The organism is Planococcus sp. TJ-201 (genome assembly GCF_058268495.1).
Map to the genome: position 1 here is coordinate 431205 of NZ_JBZDOG010000002.1, position 23894 is coordinate 455098.

Consider the following 23894-nt stretch of genomic DNA (forward strand, 5'->3'; position numbering starts at 1 on the left):
CTTTCTCTATTCTCGTGCAAACTCAGAAATTTTTTGCATTAGGTTTATTGAAACCGTAAGCTTCAAAAAATTCTTCGCGGAAATCTCCCAGGCGGTCTTCGCGAATTGCTTGACGCACCTGTCCCATTAAGTTTAACAGAAATTGCAGGTTATGATAACTAGTAAGCCTAATTCCAAACGTTTCATCTGCACGAATCAAGTGATGGACGTATGCACGCGAATAATTTGTGCATGTATAGCAATCGCATTTGTCGTCAATCGGTCCAAAATCACGTTTGAACGCGGCATTTTTAATGTTCAATCGGCCGGTGCTTGTCATCAAGGTACCATTGCGGGCAATGCGAGTCGGCAAGACGCAATCAAACATGTCAATGCCTCGAATCGCGCCGTCGATCAAGGAATCGGGTGAACCGACGCCCATCAAGTAACGCGGTTTGTCGGCAGGCATTAACGGCGTCGTAAATTCCAGCGCACGGTTCATGACGTCTTTCGGTTCGCCGACCGATAATCCGCCGATTGCGTAACCAGGGAAATCAAGCGACACAAGATCGCGTGCACTTTGTTTGCGCAAGTCTTCAAACTCGCCGCCTTGGATAATGCCGAACAATCCTTGGTCCGCTTTGCGTTCGTGTGCTTCCAAGCAGCGTTCTGCCCAGCGGGAAGTCCGTTCAACACTGGACTTCATGTAGTCATGCGTTGCCGGGAACGGCGGACATTCGTCAAAAGCCATCATGATATCAGAACCAAGGTCGTTTTGGATCTGCATCGCCTTTTCCGGGCTTAAGAACAGTTTGTCGCCGTTCATATGGTTGCGGAAATGGACGCCTTCTTCTTTAATGTTGCGGAATTCGCTCAACGAAAACACTTGGAAGCCGCCCGAATCCGTTAAGATCGGACGATCCCAGTTCATGAACTTATGTAAGCCGCCTGCTTCTTTGATGATGTCATTGCCGGGGCGCAGCCATAAATGGTAGGTGTTGCTCAAGATGATGCCGGCGTTCATGGCTTTCAGTTCTTCAGGTGACATGGTTTTGACTGTCGCCTGTGTGCCAACGGGCATAAATGCCGGTGTTTCAAACGAACCGTGCGGCGTGTGGACAATGCCTAGGCGCGCACCGGTTTGTTTGCAGGTTTTGATGTGTTCGTATGTGACTGCTGCTGTCATGGGTGAGTCTCCTTTTTCTGTGGTTCAATGAACATCGCATCTCCAAAACTGAAGAAACGGTAGCGTTCATCAACGGCTTGTTGATAGGCGTTTAAAATATGGTCGCGGTTGGATAAAGCACTGACCAGCATAACCAAAGTGGATTTCGGCAAATGGAAATTGGTGATTAGGCCATCGATGGCTTTGAATTCATAGCCCGGGAAAATGAAAATATCGGTCCAGCCGCTGTCTTCCTGCAATTCGCCGCCAAATTTCTGCGCAACTGATTCCAGGGTGCGTGTCGACGTCGTGCCAACTGAAACAATGCGGCCCCCCTGTTGTCTGGTTTGATTGATCAAATCAGCTGTTTCCTTGCTGATGCGGTAAAATTCCGAATGCATTTCGTGGTCTTCGATCGAATCGACCGACACCGGACGAAACGTGCCGAGCCCGACATGCAGCGTAATAAACGCAATGTGGACACCTTTTGCACGAATTTCTTCCAAAAGCTCGTCGGTAAAATGAAGTCCGGCTGTTGGTGCTGCCGCACTTCCCCGCTCTTTGGCAAAAACAGTTTGGTAGCGATCCTGATCTTCCAGCTTTTCACGGATATAAGGCGGCAAGGGCATTTCACCCAATTGGTCCAGAATTTCGTAGAAAATGCCGTCGTAGATCATTTTGAAATGACGTCCGCCATGGTCAAGGATGCCGGTGCATTCTGCACGCAGCAAGCCCTCGCCAAAAGAAACGACGGTTCCGACTTTGACTTTTTTCGCCGGTTTGACCAAGGTTTCCCAAACGTCATCTTCAATTTGCTTGAGCAGCAGCAATTCAATATTGGCGCCCGTGTCTTCTTTAACGCCCATGAGGCGCGCTGGAAGCACCCGTGTGTCATTTAAAACGAGCGTGTCACCTTTATGCAAGTATTCGATAATATCGCGAAAATGGCGGTGCTCCGTGTCTCCAGTGGTTTTGTTCATGACCAATAACCGGCTCGACGTACGATCAAGCAGCGGCGTTTGGGCAATCAATTCTTCTGGCAGTTCAAAATCAAAGTCTTGTACATTTAACGTTGTGGGTGGTGTGTTTAGTTTAGTCATTCAGGCATCTCCATTTTAAAGTGTTCATAGGCTAATGGCGTTACGGTGCGGCCTCTAGGTGTTCGCTGGATAAACCCAATTTGCAGCAAGTACGGCTCGTAGACGTCTTCAATCGTCGTCGACTCTTCGCCGATGCTGGCAGCGATCGTATCCAATCCAACCGGACCACCGCGGAAGCGCTCAATCATGCCCGTCAATAATTTATGGTCAATATGATCCAATCCAAGCGGATCGACTTGCAGCATTTCCAGTGCCTGCTCAGCCATGTCCATCGTAATCGAACCGGTTCCGCGCACTTGCGCATAATCGCGGACGCGCTTCAGCAAACGGTTGGCGATACGCGGGGTCCCACGGGAACGGCGGGCAATTTCGACAGCGGCGTTCGGATCGATGTCTGCTTCGAATAGTTTCGAACTGCGGACAACGATTTCCGTTAACGCTTCCGTGTCGTAATAATCAAGCCGGGATAAAACGCCAAAACGGTCACGCAACGGTGCCGACAAGGCGCCTGCACGTGTTGTCGCACCGATTAACGTAAATGGCGGCAGATCCAACCGGACAGAGCGCGCGGTTGGCCCTTTGCCGACCACAATGTCCAAACAAAAGTCTTCCATTGCGGGATACAGCACTTCTTCGATTGACCGGTTCAAGCGATGAATTTCATCAATGAACAAAACGTCTCCAGGTTCCAATGATGACACGATGGCCGCCAAGTCGCCAGGCCGTTCAATGGCAGGGCCACTGGTCATTTTGATGTTGACTTCCATTTCATTAGCAATAACCGCTGCAAGTGTCGTTTTTCCGAGTCCAGGAGGCCCATACAACAGGACATGGTCCAGACTTTCCTGGCGCATTTTTGCAGCTTCGATGAAAATTTGCAAATTGTGTTTTACGGTATGCTGGCCAATGTACTGACCCAGCAATTGCGGGCGAAGCGATTGTTCAAAGCGCTCATCAAACTCCGAAATTTCACTGTCTATGATGCGTTCTTCCATGCCGTTCGCCTCCTTTCATCAAGTTTGTTTAAGCAATAGCTGCAAAGCTTTTTTCATAAAGCCTTCTGTATCAAGATCGAGATCCCGCAGCTGCGGTTTAACTTTCGTAATTTCGCGTTCTGAGTAGCCGAGTGCACCAAGTGCCAGCATTGCTTCTTCCAGTTCTGCTTGGTCGTTCGACAACAAAGTATGGGACTCTTCCGGATCGAAAGGATCGCCGAAAAACTCGGTCAGCTTGCCTTTCAAGTCCAGAATCATTTGGCGTGCCGTCTTTTTGCCGACTCCCGGGAATTTTACCAAATAGGTTTCATCTTCCCGTTCGATCGCTTCGATGACGTGCTGCGGTTGGCCGCTTGCAAGAATCGCCAGCGCACCTTTGGGGCCGATGCCGGAAACCGAAATCAGCTTGCGAAACAACTCGCGCTGCTCCAGTGTTGGAAATCCGAACAACAGCTGTGCATCTTCCCGAATGTGGTGGTGCAGGAAAACTTGCAGCTCATCTGAACCGAATGAATACGGATTTGGCGCAAAAATCTGCCAGCCGATTCCTTGCTGTTCTATCACTAAATATTCCGGCGTTACGCGTGTAACCTTGCCTTTTATGTAATCGTACATGGACAGTCTCTCCTTTAATTCAACTCCATGATTATACCATATTCAGCCGCTTTAGACGAAATAAACCCGTTGCTGTTCGGCACATGATAAGATAAAGGGAACGAGTCGATAAGCGAGGGATCCACATGAAAAAATTACTCGGCGAACAGCGGCGCCAATTTCTGCTGGAAAAAATTAAAACGTCTGCGCTGCCGATGACCGGCAGCGAATTAGCAGCGCTGGCAAATGTGTCGCGCCAAGTTATTGTCGGTGACATGACGCTGTTAAAAGCAAAAGGCGAGCCCATTATTGCCACGAGCCAAGGCTATTTATTTCTGGCCCGCCAAGTAAACGAAGAAGCAAGCCGGCGCATCGCTTGCCGGCATCAGCCTGAGGACACCGAACGCGAATTAAAGCTGCTTGTAGAGTCAGGCGTTACGGTCAAAGACGTGTCAATTGAGCATCCGGTGTACGGCGAACTAACAGCAGGCATCCATGTCTCGAGCGCTCAAGACGTTGATGCGTTTATGAAGCGCGTGCGCGACACCGGTGCCAGCTACCTGCTCGAACTGACTGACGGCACGCATCTTCACACAATCACAGCTCCTGACAACGCCACGCTTGAAAAAGCCGTCAACGGAATGCGGGAAAATGGCTTTTTGCTGGAAGAAAGTGAATAAGTATTTGTGAACCTATGAACCCGCATTGTGCGGGATTGTGGGTTTTTTTATTTGTGCAAACTTAGACAGTTCGGCTTATTGAGTTCGCTTTTTCACATCGCTTCGGTCGCTTAGGGCATAGCTTCAGCCCGAAGAGCAGGATTTGCTATAAAGCTCAAAAATTCCCTATCCCTTCTACAAACATGAAAGTCCCGCAGCGATTAGGCTACGGGACTTTCATGTTTTATTTATACGTATAATACGAACCTAAAGTTTTCACTGTACAGCCAATTGCCGACAACTCTTCGAACGCCCCACGCATCATCGTGTCGCTTTCGTCTGCCAGCACATCGGCGATAAAAAAGTAATCGCCAAGGCCAGTTTTGAGTGGACGCGACTCGATTTTGCTCAAGTTCAACCGTCTCCACGCAAAGACCGACAAGATCTGGTGCAAGACACCGGAACGGTCATCGTCGGGCGGCGTGATCATTAAGGTCGTTTTGACTTGATTGTCGTGTGCCGGATCGGTCAACTTGTGGTCAGATTTCGACAAGACGAAAAAGCGCGTATGGTTAAAATGGAAATCGTGGATATCGCGCTGCAAAATATCCAGCCCGTATTTATGGGCGGAAAATTCATTGCCGATCGCCGCGATGTTGCGTTCCGGCAACTCGGAAACCATTTTCGCAGCAGCAGCCGTCGAGCTGTATTGCTCCAGAGGCGTATGTTTGTATGTATAAAAAAGGTATTTGTGGCATTGCGCCAATGCATGCGGATGCGAGTAAATCGCTTCAAACGATTCCGCGTTGCGGTTTTCCGGATGTACCAGTAAATGCTGCTCAATCGGTGACAAGACTTCAGCCGTCACATACAATTGCGCTTCATGAAACAAATAGTCCACTGTTAATGGAACAGATCCTTCCAACGCATTTTCCAGTGGCACGACAGCGTAGTCTACGCTGCCTTCTGCCACTGCTTCTATGCATTCGGGGATGGTTGTAAATGGCACCAGGGTCTCTTCAGGAAAAACTTTGGTTGCCGCAAGATGAGTAAATGACGCTTCCGGCCCTAAATATGAAATTCTTTTTTTAACAGCTTGTCCAGTCATTTAAACATTCCTCCATTAAGATGATCCGCTTGATACCACATCTGCCGACTCGACAAAATCGAGTTTTTTCAGCTGATGCAAAAAGACGTCCAAATCCCCGTCCATCGCCGTTACATCCAAGGACAAGGTAACATTCGCACGCCCTTGGATTGGAATGGTCTGGTGGATGGTTAAAATATTGCAGCCGTTGTCGGCGACTGCCTGCAAAAGCGTCGCGAGCGTCCCTGAACGGTCTTCCAACTGCAGGAAAACCGTCAAGATCCGCTCTTTGACAATCGAATGGAACGGAAATACAGCGTCCCGATATTTATAAAACGCAGAGCGCGAAAGACCTGTTTTGTTGACCGCATCCATAATGGAAATGCGGTCGTTTTGCAGCATTTTTTTCACTTCAAGCGTTTTTTGCATCGCTTCTGTCAAAACGTCTTCACGCACCAAATAATACCGTTGTTCCGAAATATCCTTCATTCAAGTTACCTCCGCATCAATCCATAAATTCGAATTCGAATTCAAGCAGGCGAACTGTGTCGCCATTTTCCGCACCGCGTTCGCGAAGCGCATCATCAATTCCCATGCCGCGCATTTGGCGGGCAAATCGGCGAATTGAATCTTCACGCGAGAAGTCGGTCATTTTGAACATCCGCTCAATCGCATAACCGGCCAAGACAAATGATCCATCCGAATCACGCGTAATGTTGAAGCCATCTGCATCGGATTCGTGTTTGTAAAGAACCGTGCTTTCTGAATCTTCTTCCGTATCGTCGATCAATGGGAATTCTGGCGTTACTTCAATCACATCGGCAATTGCAAACAACAAGTTGTTTAAGCCTTTGCGCGACAACGCCGAAATTGGGAAAATGCGGGCATCTTCCGGCAACTTCTCACGGAATTTCGCCAGGTTTTCTTCTGAATCCGGCATATCCATTTTGTTTGCGACAATCAATTGCGGACGTTCTGTCAAACGCATATTGTATTGCTTTAATTCTTCATTGATGGTGACATAATCGTCGTAAGGATCGCGTCCTTCTAGTCCGGACATGTCAATAACGTGGATGATAACACGTGTCCGTTCGATATGGCGCAGGAATTGATGGCCAAGGCCGATTCCTTCGTGAGCACCTTCGATCAATCCAGGAAGATCGGCCATAACGAAGCTGCGCTGATCTTCCGTTTCCACCATGCCGAGATTCGGAACGATCGTCGTGAAATGATATTCAGCAATTTTCGGCTTGGCAGCTGAAACAACTGACAACAAGGTTGATTTTCCGACACTCGGGAATCCAACAAGTCCGGCATCTGCCAACACTTTCAGTTCCAAAATGACATTGCGTTCAAAGCCCGGTTCGCCTTTTTCAGACAGTTCCGGTGCAGGGTTGGCAGGCGTTGCGAAACGTGAGTTTCCTCGGCCTCCGCGTCCGCCTTTTGCGATCACGGCTGTTTGGCCATGTTCCACCAAATCGGCAATGGTTTCGCCCGTCTCCACATCTTTTACCACTGTGCCCGGCGGAACTTTGATCAAGGTATCTTGTGCTTTGGCACCGTGTTTATTGGAGCTCATGCCGTGTGTTCCGCGGTCTGCTTTAAAGATCCGCTTGTAGCGGAAATCCATTAGCGTGCGCAATCCTTCTTCAACGATAAAGACGATATTTCCGCCCTTCCCGCCATCTCCGCCGGCAGGTCCGCCGTTCGGTACATATTTTTCGCGACGGAATGCAACCATGCCATCTCCGCCGTCGCCACCTCTAACATAAACTTTTACGTGATCGACAAACATATTATCCCTCCATCTGTGCACGGACAGCAAACAATGTGCTGTTTCCGCTGCACTCTTTTCGTACTGTAAATCCTGGTGCTTCTGCGAGTTTCAAATCCAGCCAATTTCCCGGACAAGTGATGTGTAGTTCAAAAGATAAGGCATTGGAAACCAATAGAATTTTGCTGTTGAATGCCTGGCAAGGATCCAGATGGCCTTTGGCGGTTTCCACAAAGTCTTCCAGAAAACGGCGAAACTCTTCATCCAAATGCGCAGGTGCCTCGACTGCAGGACACTCTACTTGAAAATAGAATCCAGAAAACCGCCAATTGGCAGTCAACAGCCATTCCTCTGTCAGCGGCAGCCCAAGGTCGGACAGCCGGCTGGCATGCATAGCCGCTTCGGCATGCGAACGAATTATGGCCTGCGCCTCCTGATGACGGCCAAGGTCCAAATTCATTTTGATCAATTGCAGTTCATTCAAGAAATCATGGCGCGCATGCCGAAGCGATTGTGCCACTGTCATTGTTTTTTCCATAAGTCACGTCCCGATTCAGCTTCTTATTCCAGTATACCAAGAGATTGCAATAATCTCCTAAAATAATGCGTACAACGGGAACCGCGCTTATTGTGTTCAAAAGAAAAAGGACTGCGAAAGCAGCCCTTTTCGTTTTTATTAAGCTTCTTGTGCAATTACAGGGTATACGCTCACTTTTTTCTTGTCGCGGCCGTAACGCTCAAAGCGCACAACACCGTCGATTTTAGCGAAAAGTGTATCGTCTCCGCCACGTCCAACGTTTTCTCCTGGATAAATTTTAGTACCGCGTTGACGGTATAAAATTGAACCACCAGTAACTTCTTGGCCGTCTGCACGTTTAGCGCCAAGGCGTTTAGATTCTGAGTCACGTCCGTTTCTCGTTGAACCTACACCTTTTTTGGATGCGAAAAACTGAAGATCTAATCTTAACATTCTGTCCCACCTCCTAAGCTGTGAAGGTTATTTTAATATATTCTTCATAGTCTTGTTCAATCGTTTTTAATGAAACAATCATTGCGCGTACCAACAGTTGAACCTGCTCGTCCGTCTTTTCATTCAGGTTTATCGGAAAACTGACTTTTAAAAAGCCGCTGTTCGCTTGCTGAATGTCAGGTTCGATTCCCGTCAGCTCCATGATGGCGTTCACCGCTCCAAATGAGACAGCAGACGCTCCAGCACATACGAGGTCTTGCCCGTGTTCAGCGTAATCCGCGTGGCCTGACATTTCAAATGACGAAATGCGTTTTGACGTTTCTTTTACAGTTACAAGTATCATTCTTACAGGTTGATGGCATCGACAGTCAATTTCGTGTATGGCTGACGGTGACCTTGTTTTTTATGGTAGTTCTTTTTAGCTTTGTATTTGAAGACAGTAATTTTTTTCTGTTTACCGCTTTTTACAATCTTAGCTGAAACAGTAGCTCCTTCAACAAAAGGAACACCAACTTTAGTATTGTCTCCACCTACAAATAGAACTTTATCAAATGTGATAACATCTCCAGCTTCTCCAGTCAATTTCTCAACATAGATCTCTTGGCCTGCTTCAACTTTGATTTGTTTTCCACCAGTTTCAATAATCGCGTACATATCCTTGCACCTCCTCTTAGAATAAGACTCGCCTATTCAGGTGACTCGCCGGAGCGAATTCTTAAAGCAACCTGATTCGAGCGGTTGTAGCACGGTACGCTACAAACATAACATTAAAATAATACCACGCCAGAACAGGTTGCGTCAATAGAGAATATGAGGTTTTGAGGAATTGATGATCTGCAGCTTGTGGATTGATTGGATTGAGGTGCGGTTTTTGGGTCGTGAGGTGCGGTTTAGGCGGTTTGAGGTGCGGTTATCGGCTTGCGAGGTGCGGTCTTTGCCGGTTGAGGTGCGGTTAAATCCATTTGGGGTGCGGTCATCGATAAACACGCGAAAAATATTCCTGCAACAACTCACGGTTCTCTACAATATGCCGCTTTCCACGCACATTGCCTTGAAGCGCCGTCTTTTCCAGCAGCCGGTAAAGAACATACTTGTCTTCCACACCAAGCAAACGGTAAGCAAGCCTTGTATCGAGCTCGTCGCCAAACAACAGCGCATATTCCTGCAGCGTCACTTCATGTGCATCCCGCGAATAAAAGCCACAAAGCTTGCAAAGCCATTTGCGCTCTTTCCATTCCAGTGAACAAGTGCGGCACGTTGGACAGGTGACGCCGAGGCGCAAGGAATCGAAAGTGAGATTGTGACGTTTGAGCCAGTGGTGACTGGAATTTCGCGTCGGCAAGTTTTCCAGTTTGGAGACCAGCGCTGCTGTATCGAAAAGTTTTAGACCGTTCGCGAACTGCTCCAAATAGAACGGCAAATAATCGAGCGATACAATTGGATAATGTTTGGGTGCTTCCACCACTTTTCCTGACCGGCTTGCCAGAACGATGACACCATGCACCGGAACGCCGAGAAACCCGCTAGCCGCTCGTACTGCCCGGTGCAGCTGCGCTTCCGGATTGCGCATTCCTTCCCTGCGGCCGTCGACTACACGGTGAAACTGAAAGTTCACCGTGTCAAAGTAAAATTCCCCAACCATGTTTTTCACTTCAAGTACGCAAACAAATTCCGCATGAACCAGCAGCAAATCAATTTGCGCCGCGCCGTCTTTGTATGGGATATGCACATCGCTCAAAAAAATCGCTTCACCCGGCAAATCCAGTTCTCTCTTTAATAAAGAAGCCGTGCGTTGCTCACCGCTGGCACCCGCCAACGAATTTTTCAGTTCTGACAATACTGCAGTCTTTGATTTGTGCACGGTCGGCAGACGTTCTGCCGCAATCATTCCTGCCAATAAAAAATCGTTCATTCGACACCTCCTCAAGGTTTTAAAAAAGCCCCCGCTTTCACAGCGGAGGCTCAAATGATCTTATTTTGTGAAAACAGCTTTGATTTTGGTAAACAAGCTTGGCGGTGCTTTTTCCATGCTCATGAGTGGCACTGATTCACCGAGCAAGCGGCGCGCAATGTTGCGGTAGCCAAGTGCCGCCGTGTTTGATGGATCCATAACAATCGGTTCGCCTTTGTTGGAGCTCGAGATGACGCGTTCGTCGTCTGCGATGATGCCCAACAAATCAATGGATAAGTGAGTGGTAATTTCATTGACGTCCAGCGCTTCTCCCGCTTTCATCAAATGCGGACGAATGCGGTTGATGATCAAACGCGGTGCGTCGATGTTTTCTTCCAGCTCAAGCAAGCCGATGATGCGGTCAGCGTCGCGGACTGCCGAAATTTCCGGTGTCGTAACGACGATAGCATGGTCTGCTCCAACAACCGCATTTTTATAGCCTTGCTCGATGCCGGCTGGGCAATCGATAATGACAAAATCATAGTCTTTTTTCAGTTCCGTCACCAATTCTTTCATCTGTTCCGGGTTGACGTCGTTTTTGTCAGCCGTTTGTGCGGCTGGCAACAGGTACAGCATATCTTCAAAACGCTTGTCTTTAACGAGCGCCTGGTGTACTTTGCAGCGGCCTTCGAGTACGTCAATCAAATCATAGATGATGCGATTTTCAAGACCTAAGATGACGTCGAGGTTACGCAATCCAATATCAGTATCGATCAAGCATACTTTTTTCCCTTGAAGAGCCAATGCAGTGCCGAGGTTGGCGGTTGTCGTCGTTTTACCGACGCCTCCCTTGCCTGATGTAATTACGATAGCTTCTCCCACACTAGCTTCCTCCTTTAAACGTTGAAATTTGCGGACGGATAAACCGCAATTCCTGCAAACGGTCAATAATAATAGTGCCGTTTGTATGTAAATAAGCGCATTCCATTTCCGGCTGCTCTGATAAACTGGACAACTCGTCCGTCATGGTTTCCAATTCGTCATCGATTTTCAATTGCGTTGCTTCGAGCCAAGACGCTGCAATAACTGCGTCGCGATTGCCTTTTGTCCCCGCATGCGCAGCGCCTTTTAACCGGCCGAGAACGTATACGCTGCCGCCTGCTTCAACCCGGCCGTTCGGATTCACATCTCCAATGACGACCAAATCGCCTTCGGCTTTGATGACTTGCCCGGAGCGCACGATGCCAACGTAAGTTTCCGATTGGCGTTCAAGGATCATTTGATCGCTTTGTTCAACAGTCAGGATGTCGCTGGTCGTCGAAACGACTTTTAAATGTGGATTGGTTTGGACCGACTCGCTCAATTCCTGAATTTGGCTGTCTGTGCAATAGCGCTTATTCAGGTGGATCGTGACTTCGGTATCACTGTCAAGCGCAGGATCCGACACCTTTGCCTTTAGCTCGGCCAATAGATCCGTATACGCACACTGATCATCTAAATACAGCACAAGCCCTTTATTTTTCCCTTTAATCGTAACGAGATTCTTCAAAAATGTGTCACCTGCGCTTTCATTAATATAACCCTATCTTATTGTCACGCTCTGACAGCTGCGTAACAATTATTGACTTGAACACCCAGCCGAGCATCACCAGGAAAATCGAATTGGCGACCATTGTCGGCCAAAGCCGTGTGGACAAAAATGTGCCAAGCGGCATTCCTGTTAATGAAATCAGCAGGAAAAACTGGTAAAGCACAAATTCAAATATAGCCAATAAAGCAAGCGTCAGCAGTGTCGCTGTCAGCAAATTCTGCGGAATCCGCTTGAAGACAAACGACGCCACGAGGCAAATGGCTGGATACAAGAAAGAATATAATCCAATAATATCAATGTAAAAGACATCATACAAGAGCCCGAAAAATAATCCATAAAACATCGCATGCTTCAAGTCATAGTAAAGCGTCAGGAAAATGAGGAACATAATAAGAAAGCGCGGCACAATGTAATTCAACTCTCCATCAATGTTCAAAGGTGAAAAAAGGCCGAAAACCGGTTCCATGAAAAACAGGACGAGGCAGATCAACGGGATAAGGAAACGGATCATGATTCATCGTCTCCTGTCACGCCATTGTCTTCACCGTCCACTTCCGGCATTACCCGGTCCGCGATGATCACATGGTTCAATAAAGAAAAATCTGCAGCAGGTTTAACGTAAGCAAGCTGCGTCAAGCCAAATTCATCGATAGTGATTTCAGTAATGGTGCCGACCAAAATGCCTTTTGGAAAAATGCCGCCCAGCCCGCTGGAGATGACTTGGTCGCCTTCATTCAATTCGATATCGGCATCAATCCGCTTCAATAAAAGTTCGCGGCGTTCGGCATCATAGCCTTCGATCAAACCAAAAACGTCGTTGTCTCCACCCACGACCATTGCCGATACCCGGTAGTTCGGATTAAGCGTGGAAATCAATTCGACAGTGGAAGTCGTCGGCGTTGTCAACGTCACTTTGCCAATGAGGCCGCTGGCAGTCATGACAGCCATGTTTTCCGCCACGCCTTGGTTGGAACCGCGGTTTAAAATGATTTTTTCTTCCCATTGATCCGGATTTCGTGCAATGACGGTGGCCTGGATTGGGTTGTAGTCTCGCAAATCTTCTTCTTTTCCAACAAGTTGATTGAGTTCTTCATTTTCAGAGCGCAAGTCTTTTACTTCAGCCTGCACGCTTGCAAACTCCTCTAAGCGCGTTTTCAAATGCTGGTTTTCTTCAAATGTATTCAGCAAGGAATCGACATTATCAAAAATTCCAGTTACAAAATGAGCAGGGCGCGAAAACACCGACTGCCCGGCTCCAACAGCATCTTTTATGATTTGTTCCGGGAGCGATACATTGCTGCGGTCACGGAGCGAAAAAGAAATGAGGGCTACGAGCAGGATGACACCCAACAGCAGCAAAATAAGCCGCTTGTTCGTTAAAAGCTTTGGCATGTCGCCATCCTCCTTATTTGATTGATATCTGGCGGCGGAATTGGTCCATGTTTTCTAAAGCCTTGCCCGTGCCAAGTGCGACACAGTCCAAAGGATTTTCGGCGATGAACACCGGCATGGACGTTTCAGCTGAGATGACGCGATCGAGGTTTTTCAACAATGCGCCTCCACCTGTCAAAACGATGCCGTTTTCCATAACGTCTGCACTCAACTCAGGCGGTGTCTGTTCCAGCGTCGCTTTGACACCAGCCACAATGGCCGCAACCGATTCACTTAAAGCACCCGCAATTTCTTCGGACGTGACATTCAGTGTTTTCGGGAAACCGGTCAACAAGTCGCGTCCGCGAATTTCCATCGTCACGCCCTGTTCAGACGGTTCCATGATACGCGCAGAGCCAATGCCAAGTTTCAGTGCTTCGGCTGTTCGTTCGCCGATCAACACGTTGTATGTTTTACGGACATACTGAGTAATTTCCATATCCAGTGCATCACCCGCAACGCGAATCGATTCACTCGAAACGATGCCGCCCAGTGAAATAACCGCTACTTCCGTAGTTCCGCCTCCAATATCGACGACCATACTGCCCATAGGTTCCCATACTGGCAAATCTGCTCCAATTGCCGCTGCGAAGGGCTCTTCAATTGTATATGCCTCACTCGCTCCAGCACCTCTGGCGGCGTTCAAAACTGCACGCCGTTCAACAGAAGTAATGCCGTAAGGAACACAAATCATTACCGTTCCACTTTTCCATTTGCTGCCGGCTGCTTTGGAAGCTTCGACCAAGTAATGTTTAATCATCGCCAAGGTTGTGTCGTAATCGGCAATGACACCATCGCGCATCGGACGAATGGCCGTAATTGTACTTGCGGTGCGCCCCATCATATTTTTCGCCTGGCTGCCGACTGCCACAATTTCGCCAGTTTTTTTATTTTTAACGACAACGGAAGGTTCGCGAAGAACGATTCCTTTGCCTTTAACATACACCAATGTATTTGCAGTACCTAAATCAATTCCAATATTTTTTGAACCAAATCCAAACACGGAGTTTCTTCCTTTCTGTAACAAGCCGATATTTCGGCAATTGCGTTGACACAATATCACTCATTATAGACGAAAAGAAAAAAAATAAACAGTGCTACATGAACCCCTTTTCTTTCAAGGAAACGAATTGGTGGTCGCCGATAATAACGTGGTCAAGCAGTTCTATGCCAATAATGCTGCCAGCTTCGACAAGCCGTTTTGTGACGTCAATGTCTTCCGGTGAAGGCGCCGGATTGCCGGAAGGGTGATTATGGGCACAGACAATGGAAGCCGAAGAACGGCGTACGGCTTCACGGAAAATTTCGCGTGGATGGACAATGGAGGCATTCAAGCTTCCGACAAAAATCGTCTGCCGGTGCATCACCTGGTTTTTGATATTGAGGAACAACACGACGAAATGCTCTTGTTTGAGTGAGGTCATGTCGGACATTAAATAAGAAGCCGCATCTTTTGGAGAACGGATCGTGAATTTTGTATCGGTTTGTTTCGAGGACAAGCGTCTGCCAAGCTCAACTGCCGCAAGCAACTGTACTGCTTTCGCCTGCCCGATGCCATTGATTGCCACCATTTCTTCAATGGTGGCGCTTTTCAATTCCTGAATTTGCTCGAAATGAGTCATCACCCGGTTCGCCAAATGCAAGACCGATTCTTGTCTACTCCCCGTACGCAAAAGAATGGCGATCAGCTCTTGATTAGACAAGGAAGCAGCGCCTTGGTTGACCAAACGCTCGCGGGGACGGTCGGCAATATGCACATCGCGGATCATCAATGGGGCTTCGTTTAGCATTCGACACTGCTCCCCTCCAAGAAAATAAATCCAGCAGCTGCCAGCTTTTGCGTCAGCCCTGCAATCGGCAAACCGACTACCGCATTGTAATCGCCTTGAATTTTTTGGACAAACAGACCCGATACCGTTTGGATGCCGTATGCGCCTGCTTTGTCGTATGGATCTTCCGTACTTATGTATAAATCAATCCAAGCTTCCGGCAAGTTATAAAACGTTACGTCAACCGTTTCATGAAACGACAGCTTGTTGTCTCCCTGCATCACCGTCACGGCCGTTATGACTTGGTGGGTGCGATTAGACAGTTTTTGCAAATAGCGTTTTGCCTGCGCGGTGCTTTTGGGCTTCAGTAAAATTTCGCTGTCGCATACAACAATTGTATCCGAGCCAATAACCACAGCCTCCCTGTTACCTTGTGCCACTTCCTGCGCTTTTTGTTCAGCACATGCACAAACATAGTCGAGAGCTGTTTGGAATTGGACCGGATCGGGTTCATCCTTCGTGCTCGGCACGACAGCAAAGTCCACGCCGAGCAGTCCGAGCAGTTCCTGGCGGCGCGGAGATTGGGAAGCTAAAATAATGGGGAAATCAGATTGGAATTTCATAGATGGATTCTCTCCTTTTTTCTAGCATCATATCATTCCACTAAGTACTCAACAAACTGTGAAAAATCATTTTTGCGACGTATTGCACTTCTAAATCTCATTTTTGCCCTGTCATTTTTCTGTGATTCATTAGTTTCCGCCATCTAAAGTTCATATTTACTTTGCTGCCGATTATCTTGCCGTGACTGACCAGACAAGGTTTCGAGATCATTTACAAATAAATATAAACATTATTCAAAATTAGCATTATTAGCACTTTTCGAGAATGATTTATTTTGAATAAACGAGCCTTTATAATGAAAACTGTCTATTAATTTTTGAAAATTATTATTATGAAATAAAGTATTAATGATTTTCACCCAATTCTTAAGTAAAGGAGCTGTCTTTTTGAAGACAAAGCGCAAAGGATTATTTCAAAAATCATTGGACCGCATCGAATTTATCGGCAATAAGCTGCCGCATCCGGTAACTTTGTTTGCCTTGCTGGCATTTGCCGTCCTCGTGGTTTCAGCCATCATATCGGCGATTGGCATCACGGTCGAACACCCTGGGCAAGAAGGCGAAATCATCGAGGTGAACAACTTGCTGAACGCCGAAGGGATCCAGTACATATTTGCCAGCATGGTCGACAACTTTATTGGATTTGCACCATTGGGCGTAGTCTTGGTTACGATGCTCGGTATCGGAATTGCGGAACGCACAGGACTCATCAGTGCTGTCTTGCGAGCATTCGTCCTATCCGTTCCGAAATTCTTGATCACGGGAGGTCTTGTCTTTGCCGGAATTATGTCGAGCGTTGCTTCTGACGCCGGCTATGTTGTCCTTCCTCCACTTGGCGCCGTTATTTTCGCAGCGCTCGGGCGCCATCCACTGGCTGGCCTCGCTGCCGCATTTGCCGGAGTTTCTGCTGGATTCTCAGCGAACCTGCTGCTGTCGGCAACAGACGCCATGCTTGGTGAAATGACCATTGCTGCAGCTGCCATCATCGACCCTACTTATGCGGAAGGCATGAACATTGCGATGAATTATTACTTCATCATTGCTTCCGTCTTTCTGTTGACCATTGTTGGCGCAGTCGTTACGGAAAAAGTGGTTGAACCGCGCCTTGGTGAATACCACGGCCAATACCGTGAAGAATTGAAAGGATTGACTGCCGAAGAAAAAAAAGGCCTCCTATGGGCTGGAATTTCAGCACTGTTCGGAATCATTCTTACTGCACTGTTAATTGTTCCTGAAAACGGCATTTTGCGTGCCGAAGACGGCGGCATTGTCCAGTCGCCATTTATGAGTTCATTGGTGCCGATCATCACACTCCTGTTCTTTATCCCAGGACTGTTCTACGGCATCGCTACTAAAGACATCCGCAGCGACAAAGACGTCGCCGCACATTTGACGGACACAATGGCCACCATGGGGATGTTCATCGTCTTGGCATTTACCGCTGGCCAATTTGTCGCTTATTTCACGGAATCCAACATCGGCATGGTACTCGGTGTATATGGCGCCGAAGTACTGGAAGCCGCCAACTTGACAGGCATTCCGCTGATTCTTGGCTTTGTCCTTGTCACTGGAATCATCAATCTGTTTATCGGTTCAGCTTCTGCGAAATGGGCCATGATGGCGCCCGTGTTCGTGCCGATCATGATGCAGCTTGGCTATTCGCCTGAACTGACGCAGATGGCTTACCGCATCGCTGACTCGTCGACAAACATCATCACGCCGCTGATGACCTATTTTGCAATCGTCATCGCCTTTGCCCAGAAATACGATAAGAAAATGGGCATCGGCACGTTGATTTCGGTTATGTTCCCATACTCCATTTTCTTCATGATCATCTGGTCATTGATGTTGATCGTTTGGATGCTGTTCGGTCTCGACCTCGGTCCGGCTTCACCTATTTTTTATTCAAATTAAAGCAAGAAAAAAGCTCAAGGGACATCTCCTTGAGCTTTTTTACATCAACATATTCCAATACCACGCGAGCATGCCGTCGCCCCAGAAATAGACGATGATCGCTGCAGCTGCAATGGATGGGCCAAACGGAATGGGTGTTTTGCGCCCTTGTTTCGTCACGCGAAGCTGGATAATGCCGACAATTGCTCCGATAAATGAAGCAAAGAACAAGGTCATCAGCGTACCGGCTATTCCAAGCACAAGACCGATCACAAAAAAGAGCTTAATATCGCCACCACCCATCCCGCCTTTTGACACCACTGCAATTAAGAACAGCAGCAAAAATCCAACTGCAGCACCGAGCAGGCTGTCCCACCACGGATCAAGCGGAATGACAAAGCGCAGTCCGAGCAGCACGACTGCAAACGGCAAGAGCACTTTGTCGGGAATCAGCATATAAGCGATGTCCGACACGGTGATAATCACCAGCATCGAAACAAACAGGATGGCCACGATCAATTCTGGCGTAAACCCAAACACCAAATACGACGCCACGAATAAAATCGCGGTGATTGCTTCCATTAAGGGATAAATCCAATGAATCTTCGAGCCGCACGTTCGGCATTGGCCCTTTAGGAATAAATATGAAAAGACCGGCACCAAATCAATTGCCGTTAAACGCCGCTGGCAATTGGTGCAATGGGATGGCGGATAAGCAATCGATTCTTTTTTCGGCACACGCAAGCCGACCACATTGAAAAACGAGCCGAACACGAGCCCAAACAAGGAGATAAATATTGAATACGTCAGAACCATAAGAACCCTCTTTGCTATAGTTTTTAGCGACCCTTTTCGCAGACGAAAAGCGATCATCCGAGCTGTTGTTTGCGGGATACTGGATTTTATTTGCGGGAAATCTTAGTTTGTTTGCGCGATACATCCCTTTGTTTGCAGAAAGAACCACCCAACCCCACTCTACCAAAAAGAGAGAAATCACAATGATTTCTCTCTTTCATTTATTATTGAGCGGACGTTTCTTCACTTTCTTCGACATCAACTTCCACGTTTACTTCCGTATCAGGATCGTCAGTCGTAATCTGCGTTTCGACTTCTGTCGTTTCTTCAGGCACTATTTCGGGTGCAACTAAGCTGGTTCCGTCATTTTGCGGCAAAGGATTTATCTTATTCGCCGGCGCTGGAGAATCGACTTTCAGCTGAGTATCTGCTAATGCGACTAAATCTGGCCGGTAATAGGCTGAAAACGATACAGACACTGTCAACGGTTCTCCAAGCTGATCTGCCCGAGTAAGCTCCGGGTTGGCAGCAAAATCAATCGCACCGACTACCATAATCCGTTCCATTTTCTCAATTTCTTCAATAAAGGTAATAATGCTGTTGTAGTCCACTGCATTAAACTCAATGGCCGCCACAACTTCTTGGATACTTTCCAACCCTTCAACCGGCTGAAGCAATGTGACTGGCGCCTCTGTAAAATTGACCGATGTCACCAAAGTCTCTGAAATCAGCTCAGCTTGTTCGACTTGCAACAAAATCAAATCTGTCAACGGTTCTACCGAAACTTGACGCTGCAAGTCCCGGGTGCTGATTTTTTCGGTTGGCGGTGCTGCTTCCTGCTGTGCCTCTAAAGCCATCAGCACTTCTTTTTCCGAAGTAAGCAATTGCTCAGACTGGACGCGTGCATCTCTTGCCGGCACATACAACGAAAAATAAGAAAACGCTGCGCTACCGGCCAACAAAAGAACCGCTAATATGATCAATGCCATTTCTTTTTGGCGTTTTGTTAAACTGCTCATTGCACATCCACCTCAGTTTCTGCAGGAACCGTTTCCGTTTCTTCAACCGGGGTTTCTGCTGCAGGCACCTCTTCTTCAACTGGTACTTCTTCAGTTACCGGAACCTCATCTTCAGTCGCAGGAACTTCTGTTACCGTGCCATCTGCATTGACCGTTGCTTCTTCCGGCAAACGCTCATCAACATAAACCAGGCTGTACGTAGCCAAATAGCGTGGATTTTCAATGATTTCTTCTGCAGTCCCTGTATTTGGATCCGTTTCTGTCTCCGCATCCAGTTCTTCATTGGTGACAGAATCCAACTGGGCCGACTCCAAAAACGCTGAAGCTTTTAACTGGGCCAAGTAATATGCCGCTTCGCGAGATGTATCAAATTGAATCGTTAATGTTGCAAGGTTCGGTTGAACGAATGAAAACGAATCAAAAAATCCGCGTTCCGGGAGCCTTGACACAAGGTCATCTAATAACGGTACGGTATCAAATTGATAGCCTTCTGCCCAATCAACAGTGGCCTGCAACTGTTGCTCATCGTTTAGGCCGATAGAAGCTTCCAATTGGGTGCGGATAGCAGCACTTTGGGCAGCCACTTGTGTATATTCTGCATTGGCAGCTGCTTGCTGATCGGTTTGTGACTGTGCCATAAAGAAAAAGATCGCCCATATTATAACAGCCACTAATAAAATCCCAATTGCCGCAAAAAGGATAACGGGACGTTCCCGCTCTTTTTGCGGCAATAAATTAATATCTACTAACATGCTTACACCTCTTTCAGGGCTAAACCGATGGCACGGTTAAAACGTTCAGGAATGCTGTCGCTTAATTCGGAAGGGATGGGTTTCATAACGATCGGATAAACCGGTACATTCAAACGCTTTTCAAGCCTTGACTGCAGTTCCGGCCAATCTCTCAGGCCATTGCAGACTACTTTCGTAATGCCCGCTTCTCCGGCATTCATGCTGTAGCGATAAAAATTGCCCAACTTTTCAGCTTCCGTTTCAATTTCTTCAATAAACATATCTGGATCCGTAAACTCTTCTTCGGCCAAGTTCAATTCAACCGGACGCATAAACAACGGATAGTGCGCATGGAAAATTGAAACGGTCATTTTTTTTGATTGAAGATCGATCATCATGACATGCTCTTCTTCATCGAAATCGTGCTGCAGATAAGCCAGACGGTATAAAGCGAGCGGCGTGATATCCGCCACTGCGGCTTTCATTTTGGCTTGGTCAAATAATTGTTCATACGAGTTAACAACTGATTCTTTTGAAGCGATGATCAACACTTCAGCATTGTCGTTGTATGGCACAACGTCAAACACCGGATCTTCGAAGGGCAGATAAAGTGTCGAACCGATTTCAATAAAGAAATGGCCCTTCAGCTCATCAACTTTAACACCTTGGGGAAATGTGACTTTGCGGATGATAACGAATTCGTCAGGGGCGAGGAATCGGACTGACTTCTTAGAGAGACCCCACTGATTGACAGCCTCACCGAGTATCGATCCAAGCGCATCCACGTCGACAATTTCGCCATCTCTGATAATCCCGGCCGGAAGAGCCGTCTCTTCCGCCTGGCTGATCGAGAGCGGTTCTGCAGATTTCAGCTCTACATACCGAACGGCATCTTCTTCTATAGTAATTGTCACGACGCGTGCTTTTTTCGATAAAAACGGTAAGGCCATTTTTTCAGCTCCTAGAAATGGTTTGAAATTTTAGTCTTCTGTAACAGGAGTTGCAGTTATTGTAGCAATTGTATCACTACTACCTCTTTGGTTATCAGCATTAATACTAGTAACTGTTGCACTTGTGAATTTCACAGTCTTTGAACCTGAAAATGCAATAGCATCTGCTGTTAATTCCAATTCTCCTGTAGTTGGTTTAGCTATTATGGCTGCATCAGGGATATTTCCTGCGGATTCTAAATACCCTGCTGTATCCAACTCAGTTACTGTAACATCTGTATCTCCTGCATTATCAGCGTAATAAATTTGAGCTGCTGAAATCACATTTAAAGCATCCGACTTAGTAGCACTATAACGGCTATTCTCAATAATATTCCCAATCGCTGGAATAGCAATTGCAGCAATAATCGCGATGATTACGATAACGGCTAAAAGCTCGATCAATGTCATACCTTTTTCATTGTTCAACTTGCTCTTTAAAAACTTTTTCATTTTTCTTTCCTCCATTTTTTTACTATTTAGCACTACTATGAGTACAGCTTAATTATAACAAAAGTCATAGTTATAGCAAGAGCAGTTTCTTGTTTTATTGTAAAATATTTTTAATAGACCACTCTAAAAAGACTACAAATTATCCACATTATTAAACATTTCAAACATCGGAAGCATGATAGAAAGGACTATAGTCCCGACCAATGCAGCAAGCAATACGATCATTAATGGCTCAATAAGTGCTTTTAAGCGATCCGTTTCTGCATCCACTTCTTTTTCATAAAACTCCGCAACTTTCAGCAACATGTGATCGAGTGATCCTGTCTGTTCACCAATTGAAATCATATGGGGAATCAACGGAGGAAATGCCCAATGGTTGCGCATCGGTTCTGTTAGCGATCCCCCTCTTTCCAGTGAGTCGCGTGACTCCAGCAGCACTTTCGACATCACGGCATTGTCGACCACTTTTTCAACCATGGTCATTGCCTGTAAAATCGGGACTGAACTGGAAAACAGCGAACTCAAGGTACGCGTCAATCGGGCCAAAGCCGATTTTTTGAAAATTTTCCCGAACACCGGAAGTTTCAGTAAAATGGTATCCAACGCCATTCGTCCTCTTTTATTGCGCTTCATCAACCAAAACAACACTGCCATTACGAGAAATGCGGCGACAAGCAAGTACCAGTAACTGATAGTAAAGTCACTCGCTTGCATAACCACCTGCGTTAATAACGGAAGTTCTCCACCAAATCCTTCGAACATGTCTACGAACATGGGGACGATCGTTGCCAAAAGGAAGATTACTACACCAATTGCCAAAAAGCCTACAATTGCCGGATAAGACATCGCGGAAATAACTTTTTGCCTCGTTTGGTACGCTTTGTCGTAATGGGTTGCCAAGCGATCCAAAGATTCGTCGATGTTCCCTGACATTTCTCCAGCCTTAATCAAGTTGATTGTCAAAGGTTCAAAAATTTTCGGATGTTTTGCCAAGCTATCCGATAACGTATTGCCTTTTCGCAGTTCGTCTTCTACAATGGCAAGTGTTTTGCCCAATGCTTTAGATTCGACTTGCTGTGACAAAATCCGAATCGTATCGACGATCGTTACACCGGCACGCATCAACGTAGAAAACTGGCGCAGGAACATGATGAACTGATCACGTTTGACCGGATTGCCAAGTGTAATATCCTTTTGAAGCGCTGTCGTTTCAATTTCTTTTATGTCGATTACTTTAACGCCATCATCACGCAACTTAATGATCGCTTCCCTACGATTGGCGGCAGTAACAACTCCGCTTCTTACTTTCTTCGTATCGCGGCCTTCGTATTTAAATCGCGCCATGCTACTCTTCCCCTTTCAGGTAAGGGTGAGCGATTTGGCGAGTAATTTTTCCGCTCGTCAACAATTCCTGAATGGATGTTGACATCATATGCATGCCTGCTGCTCGATTGGTCAAAATAACGTTTGGAATTTGATGTACTTTTTCGGTACGGATCAAGTTCGAAACGGCAGTGTTATTGATCATTATTTCTGTTGCAGCGATACGTCCTTTGCCGTCTGCTTTTGGCAGCAGTCGCTGTGAGACTACCGCTTTTAAAACACCGCCGAGCTGCGTCCGAATTTGAGCTTGCTGGCCAGCTGGAAATACATCAATGATCCGCTCAATGGTCGAAGCAGCACTGGATGTGTGGAGCGTCGCCATAACCAAATGCCCGGTTTCAGCTGCGGTAATGGCGGTGGTGATCGTTTCCAAGTCACGCATTTCCCCGACCAAAATCACATCCGGGTCTTGGCGCAAAGCTGCCCGCAAGCCATTGGAAAACGAATTGGTGTCAAAGCCAATTTCCCGCTGGTTGATGATCGAACTGCCATGCCGGTGCAAATATTCGATCGGGTCTTCAAGCGTAATGATGTGTTTGGTCATCGTTTCGTTTATGTGGCGAATCATCGCGGCCAAAGTGGTTGATTTACCAGACCCCGTTGGTCCAGTTACCAAAATCAAACCTTGATGGGTTTCCGCTAGTGTCTTTAGTATGCCAGGCATTTTCAATTGGTCGATCGTTGGAACTCCTGCAGAAATGGCACGGAACGCATGCGATACGGATCCGCGCTGTTGAAACGAGTTCACCCGGTATCTGGCAACCCCCGGCAAAGAATACGAATAATCCATTTCGCCTTTTAACTGAAATGCTTCCCATGCTTTCTCGGGAACCAATGCTTCACTGATTTCTTTTGTTTGATCTGGGGTAACGATTGTGTCTCCGTATCGTTGAAGTTCTCCATTCATTCGAAAAACTGGTGGAATTCCTGCGGTTAAGTGAATATCTGATACGTCCAGTTTACTGGCTGCGGTTAATATTTCATCGATATAGGTAGTAGGCAT

Annotated in this window: 28 protein-coding genes and 1 other annotated feature; of the genes, 2 read left to right on the top strand and 26 right to left on the bottom strand. The window is 47.0% G+C overall.

Features of this window, described 5'->3' with window-relative positions:
• Positions 1 to 22 precede the first annotated feature (22 nt).
• From tgt to ruvA, 4 genes are read right to left on the bottom strand one after another with little or no spacing between them, the layout of a single operon-like run.
• Positions 23 to 1165 carry a tRNA guanosine(34) transglycosylase Tgt gene (tgt, locus tag AC4EG4_RS07870; protein WP_490978712.1) on the bottom strand — a complete coding sequence of 381 codons (1143 nt, stop codon included), beginning with the start codon at positions 1163 to 1165 and terminating at the stop codon, positions 23 to 25.
• On the bottom strand, positions 1162 to 2244 hold the full coding sequence (gene queA / locus AC4EG4_RS07875) for a tRNA preQ1(34) S-adenosylmethionine ribosyltransferase-isomerase QueA (RefSeq protein WP_490987456.1): 1083 nt from the start codon (positions 2242 to 2244) through the stop codon (positions 1162 to 1164). Before queA ends, tgt begins: the two co-directional genes overlap by 4 nt.
• The gene (gene ruvB / locus AC4EG4_RS07880) at positions 2241 to 3239 is read right to left on the bottom strand and encodes a Holliday junction branch migration DNA helicase RuvB (RefSeq protein WP_490978714.1); all 999 of its coding nucleotides are present in this window, start codon (positions 3237 to 3239) and stop codon (positions 2241 to 2243) included. Before ruvB ends, queA begins: the two co-directional genes overlap by 4 nt.
• 18 nt (positions 3240 to 3257) lie before the next feature.
• Positions 3258 to 3854, bottom strand: coding sequence for a Holliday junction branch migration protein RuvA (gene ruvA, locus AC4EG4_RS07885; RefSeq protein WP_490978715.1), 597 nt, complete (start codon positions 3852 to 3854; stop codon positions 3258 to 3260).
• Between the two features lie 125 nt (positions 3855 to 3979).
• Between ruvA and AC4EG4_RS07890 the strand changes: the two genes are divergently transcribed.
• Entirely contained in the window at positions 3980 to 4513 is a 534-nt protein-coding gene (locus tag AC4EG4_RS07890; protein ID WP_490987457.1) for a transcription repressor NadR, read from the top strand.
• Between the two features lie 223 nt (positions 4514 to 4736).
• Here the strand turns inward: AC4EG4_RS07890 and pheA are convergent, their stop codons facing one another.
• From pheA to AC4EG4_RS07965, 15 genes are all read right to left on the bottom strand, one after another.
• On the bottom strand, positions 4737 to 5600 hold the full coding sequence (gene pheA / locus AC4EG4_RS07895; protein ID WP_490978717.1) for a prephenate dehydratase: 864 nt from the start codon (positions 5598 to 5600) through the stop codon (positions 4737 to 4739).
• Between the two features lie 15 nt (positions 5601 to 5615).
• Entirely contained in the window at positions 5616 to 6068 is a 453-nt protein-coding gene (locus AC4EG4_RS07900; protein ID WP_490978718.1) for an ACT domain-containing protein, read from the bottom strand.
• 16 nt (positions 6069 to 6084) lie between these two features.
• Positions 6085 to 7374 carry a GTPase ObgE gene (obgE, locus tag AC4EG4_RS07905; RefSeq protein ID WP_490978719.1) on the bottom strand — a complete coding sequence of 430 codons (1290 nt, stop codon included), beginning with the start codon at positions 7372 to 7374 and terminating at the stop codon, positions 6085 to 6087.
• Position 7375: 1 nt separating this feature from the next.
• Complete coding sequence (locus tag AC4EG4_RS07910; protein ID WP_490987458.1) at positions 7376 to 7891, bottom strand: Spo0B domain-containing protein; 516 nt, start codon at positions 7889 to 7891, stop codon at positions 7376 to 7378.
• Positions 7892 to 8029: 138 nt separating this feature from the next.
• Positions 8030 to 8323: a 50S ribosomal protein L27 gene (rpmA, locus tag AC4EG4_RS07915; protein WP_308787978.1), complete on the bottom strand. Its 294-nt coding sequence runs from the start codon at positions 8321 to 8323 to the stop codon at positions 8030 to 8032.
• A gap of 13 nt (positions 8324 to 8336) precedes the next feature.
• Positions 8337 to 8666 carry a ribosomal-processing cysteine protease Prp gene (locus AC4EG4_RS07920; RefSeq protein WP_490978721.1) on the bottom strand — a complete coding sequence of 110 codons (330 nt, stop codon included), beginning with the start codon at positions 8664 to 8666 and terminating at the stop codon, positions 8337 to 8339.
• 2 nt (positions 8667 to 8668) lie between these two features.
• Positions 8669 to 8977 (bottom strand): 50S ribosomal protein L21, encoded by a 309-nt coding sequence (rplU, locus tag AC4EG4_RS07925; protein ID WP_490978722.1) that lies wholly within the window; start codon positions 8975 to 8977, stop codon positions 8669 to 8671.
• Between the two features lie 14 nt (positions 8978 to 8991).
• Positions 8992 to 9073: a sequence feature (ribosomal protein L21 leader region), on the bottom strand.
• A 223-nt stretch (positions 9074 to 9296) separates the two neighbouring features.
• A complete protein-coding gene (locus AC4EG4_RS07930) occupies positions 9297 to 10235 on the bottom strand; it encodes a nuclease-related domain-containing protein (protein WP_490987459.1) in 939 nt (312 codons plus the stop codon).
• A gap of 60 nt (positions 10236 to 10295) precedes the next feature.
• Entirely contained in the window at positions 10296 to 11096 is an 801-nt protein-coding gene (minD, locus tag AC4EG4_RS07935; RefSeq protein ID WP_490978725.1) for a septum site-determining protein MinD, read from the bottom strand.
• Position 11097: 1 nt separating this feature from the next.
• On the bottom strand, positions 11098 to 11763 hold the full coding sequence (minC, locus tag AC4EG4_RS07940; RefSeq protein ID WP_490978726.1) for a septum site-determining protein MinC: 666 nt from the start codon (positions 11761 to 11763) through the stop codon (positions 11098 to 11100).
• 22 nt (positions 11764 to 11785) lie between these two features.
• The gene (gene mreD / locus AC4EG4_RS07945) at positions 11786 to 12316 is read right to left on the bottom strand and encodes a rod shape-determining protein MreD (protein ID WP_490987460.1); all 531 of its coding nucleotides are present in this window, start codon (positions 12314 to 12316) and stop codon (positions 11786 to 11788) included.
• Positions 12313 to 13197 carry a rod shape-determining protein MreC gene (gene mreC / locus AC4EG4_RS07950; RefSeq protein ID WP_490978728.1) on the bottom strand — a complete coding sequence of 295 codons (885 nt, stop codon included), beginning with the start codon at positions 13195 to 13197 and terminating at the stop codon, positions 12313 to 12315. Before mreC ends, mreD begins: the two co-directional genes overlap by 4 nt.
• Before the next feature lie 13 nt (positions 13198 to 13210).
• Positions 13211 to 14239, bottom strand: coding sequence for a rod shape-determining protein (locus AC4EG4_RS07955; RefSeq protein WP_490978729.1), 1029 nt, complete (start codon positions 14237 to 14239; stop codon positions 13211 to 13213).
• 94 nt (positions 14240 to 14333) lie between these two features.
• The gene (gene radC, locus AC4EG4_RS07960) at positions 14334 to 15026 is read right to left on the bottom strand and encodes a RadC family protein (protein ID WP_490987461.1); all 693 of its coding nucleotides are present in this window, start codon (positions 15024 to 15026) and stop codon (positions 14334 to 14336) included.
• Positions 15020 to 15628 carry a Maf family protein gene (locus tag AC4EG4_RS07965; RefSeq protein ID WP_490987462.1) on the bottom strand — a complete coding sequence of 203 codons (609 nt, stop codon included), beginning with the start codon at positions 15626 to 15628 and terminating at the stop codon, positions 15020 to 15022. Before AC4EG4_RS07965 ends, radC begins: the two co-directional genes overlap by 7 nt.
• Before the next feature lie 387 nt (positions 15629 to 16015).
• Here AC4EG4_RS07965 and AC4EG4_RS07970 point away from each other — a divergent pair, with 387 nt between their 5' ends.
• Positions 16016 to 17542 carry an AbgT family transporter gene (locus tag AC4EG4_RS07970; protein ID WP_490987463.1) on the top strand — a complete coding sequence of 509 codons (1527 nt, stop codon included), beginning with the start codon at positions 16016 to 16018 and terminating at the stop codon, positions 17540 to 17542.
• 39 nt (positions 17543 to 17581) lie between these two features.
• Here the strand turns inward: AC4EG4_RS07970 and AC4EG4_RS07975 are convergent, their stop codons facing one another.
• From AC4EG4_RS07975 to AC4EG4_RS08005, 7 genes are all read right to left on the bottom strand, one after another.
• Positions 17582 to 18337: a prepilin peptidase gene (locus AC4EG4_RS07975; protein WP_490987464.1), complete on the bottom strand. Its 756-nt coding sequence runs from the start codon at positions 18335 to 18337 to the stop codon at positions 17582 to 17584.
• Between the two features lie 203 nt (positions 18338 to 18540).
• Complete coding sequence (locus tag AC4EG4_RS07980) at positions 18541 to 19335, bottom strand: pilus assembly protein PilO (protein ID WP_490987465.1); 795 nt, start codon at positions 19333 to 19335, stop codon at positions 18541 to 18543.
• Positions 19332 to 20087 carry a PilN domain-containing protein gene (locus AC4EG4_RS07985; RefSeq protein WP_490987466.1) on the bottom strand — a complete coding sequence of 252 codons (756 nt, stop codon included), beginning with the start codon at positions 20085 to 20087 and terminating at the stop codon, positions 19332 to 19334. The genes AC4EG4_RS07980 and AC4EG4_RS07985 overlap by 4 nt, the downstream gene beginning before the upstream one ends.
• 2 nt (positions 20088 to 20089) lie before the next feature.
• The gene (gene pilM / locus AC4EG4_RS07990) at positions 20090 to 21016 is read right to left on the bottom strand and encodes a type IV pilus biogenesis protein PilM (protein WP_490987467.1); all 927 of its coding nucleotides are present in this window, start codon (positions 21014 to 21016) and stop codon (positions 20090 to 20092) included.
• Between the two features lie 30 nt (positions 21017 to 21046).
• Entirely contained in the window at positions 21047 to 21508 is a 462-nt protein-coding gene (locus AC4EG4_RS07995) for a prepilin-type N-terminal cleavage/methylation domain-containing protein (protein WP_490987468.1), read from the bottom strand.
• Positions 21509 to 21640: 132 nt separating this feature from the next.
• A complete protein-coding gene (locus AC4EG4_RS08000) occupies positions 21641 to 22852 on the bottom strand; it encodes a type II secretion system F family protein (protein WP_490987469.1) in 1212 nt (403 codons plus the stop codon).
• A 1-nt stretch (position 22853) separates the two neighbouring features.
• Entirely contained in the window at positions 22854 to 23894 is a 1041-nt protein-coding gene (locus AC4EG4_RS08005; protein WP_490987470.1) for a type IV pilus twitching motility protein PilT, read from the bottom strand.

Coding starts and splice junctions, on each gene's coding strand:
- AC4EG4_RS08005 (WP_490987470.1), bottom strand. CDS start 23,894: ATGCCTACTACCTATATCGATGAAATATTAACCGCAGCCAGTAAACTG.
- AC4EG4_RS07930 (WP_490987459.1), bottom strand. CDS start 10,235: ATGAACGATTTTTTATTGGCAGGAATGATTGCGGCAGAACGTCTGCCG.
- pilM (WP_490987467.1), bottom strand. CDS start 21,016: ATGGCCTTACCGTTTTTATCGAAAAAAGCACGCGTCGTGACAATTACT.
- mreC (WP_490978728.1), bottom strand. CDS start 13,197: ATGCCAAAGCTTTTAACGAACAAGCGGCTTATTTTGCTGCTGTTGGGT.
- obgE (WP_490978719.1), bottom strand. CDS start 7,374: ATGTTTGTCGATCACGTAAAAGTTTATGTTAGAGGTGGCGACGGCGGA.
- queA (WP_490987456.1), bottom strand. CDS start 2,244: ATGACTAAACTAAACACACCACCCACAACGTTAAATGTACAAGACTTT.
- AC4EG4_RS07985 (WP_490987466.1), bottom strand. CDS start 20,087: ATGTTAGTAGATATTAATTTATTGCCGCAAAAAGAGCGGGAACGTCCC.
- AC4EG4_RS07995 (WP_490987468.1), bottom strand. CDS start 21,508: ATGAAAAAGTTTTTAAAGAGCAAGTTGAACAATGAAAAAGGTATGACA.
- AC4EG4_RS07920 (WP_490978721.1), bottom strand. CDS start 8,666: ATGATACTTGTAACTGTAAAAGAAACGTCAAAACGCATTTCGTCATTT.
- AC4EG4_RS07965 (WP_490987462.1), bottom strand. CDS start 15,628: ATGAAATTCCAATCTGATTTCCCCATTATTTTAGCTTCCCAATCTCCG.
- AC4EG4_RS07900 (WP_490978718.1), bottom strand. CDS start 6,068: ATGAAGGATATTTCGGAACAACGGTATTATTTGGTGCGTGAAGACGTT.
- AC4EG4_RS07910 (WP_490987458.1), bottom strand. CDS start 7,891: ATGGAAAAAACAATGACAGTGGCACAATCGCTTCGGCATGCGCGCCAT.
- AC4EG4_RS07975 (WP_490987464.1), bottom strand. CDS start 18,337: ATGGTTCTGACGTATTCAATATTTATCTCCTTGTTTGGGCTCGTGTTC.
- rplU (WP_490978722.1), bottom strand. CDS start 8,977: ATGTACGCGATTATTGAAACTGGTGGAAAACAAATCAAAGTTGAAGCA.
- AC4EG4_RS08000 (WP_490987469.1), bottom strand. CDS start 22,852: ATGGCGCGATTTAAATACGAAGGCCGCGATACGAAGAAAGTAAGAAGC.
- radC (WP_490987461.1), bottom strand. CDS start 15,026: ATGCTAAACGAAGCCCCATTGATGATCCGCGATGTGCATATTGCCGAC.
- tgt (WP_490978712.1), bottom strand. CDS start 1,165: ATGACAGCAGCAGTCACATACGAACACATCAAAACCTGCAAACAAACC.
- ruvB (WP_490978714.1), bottom strand. CDS start 3,239: ATGGAAGAACGCATCATAGACAGTGAAATTTCGGAGTTTGATGAGCGC.
- rpmA (WP_308787978.1), bottom strand. CDS start 8,323: ATGTTAAGATTAGATCTTCAGTTTTTCGCATCCAAAAAAGGTGTAGGT.
- AC4EG4_RS07890 (WP_490987457.1), top strand. CDS start 3,980: ATGAAAAAATTACTCGGCGAACAGCGGCGCCAATTTCTGCTGGAAAAA.
- AC4EG4_RS07980 (WP_490987465.1), bottom strand. CDS start 19,335: ATGAGCAGTTTAACAAAACGCCAAAAAGAAATGGCATTGATCATATTA.
- ruvA (WP_490978715.1), bottom strand. CDS start 3,854: ATGTACGATTACATAAAAGGCAAGGTTACACGCGTAACGCCGGAATAT.
- mreD (WP_490987460.1), bottom strand. CDS start 12,316: ATGATCCGTTTCCTTATCCCGTTGATCTGCCTCGTCCTGTTTTTCATG.
- pheA (WP_490978717.1), bottom strand. CDS start 5,600: ATGACTGGACAAGCTGTTAAAAAAAGAATTTCATATTTAGGGCCGGAA.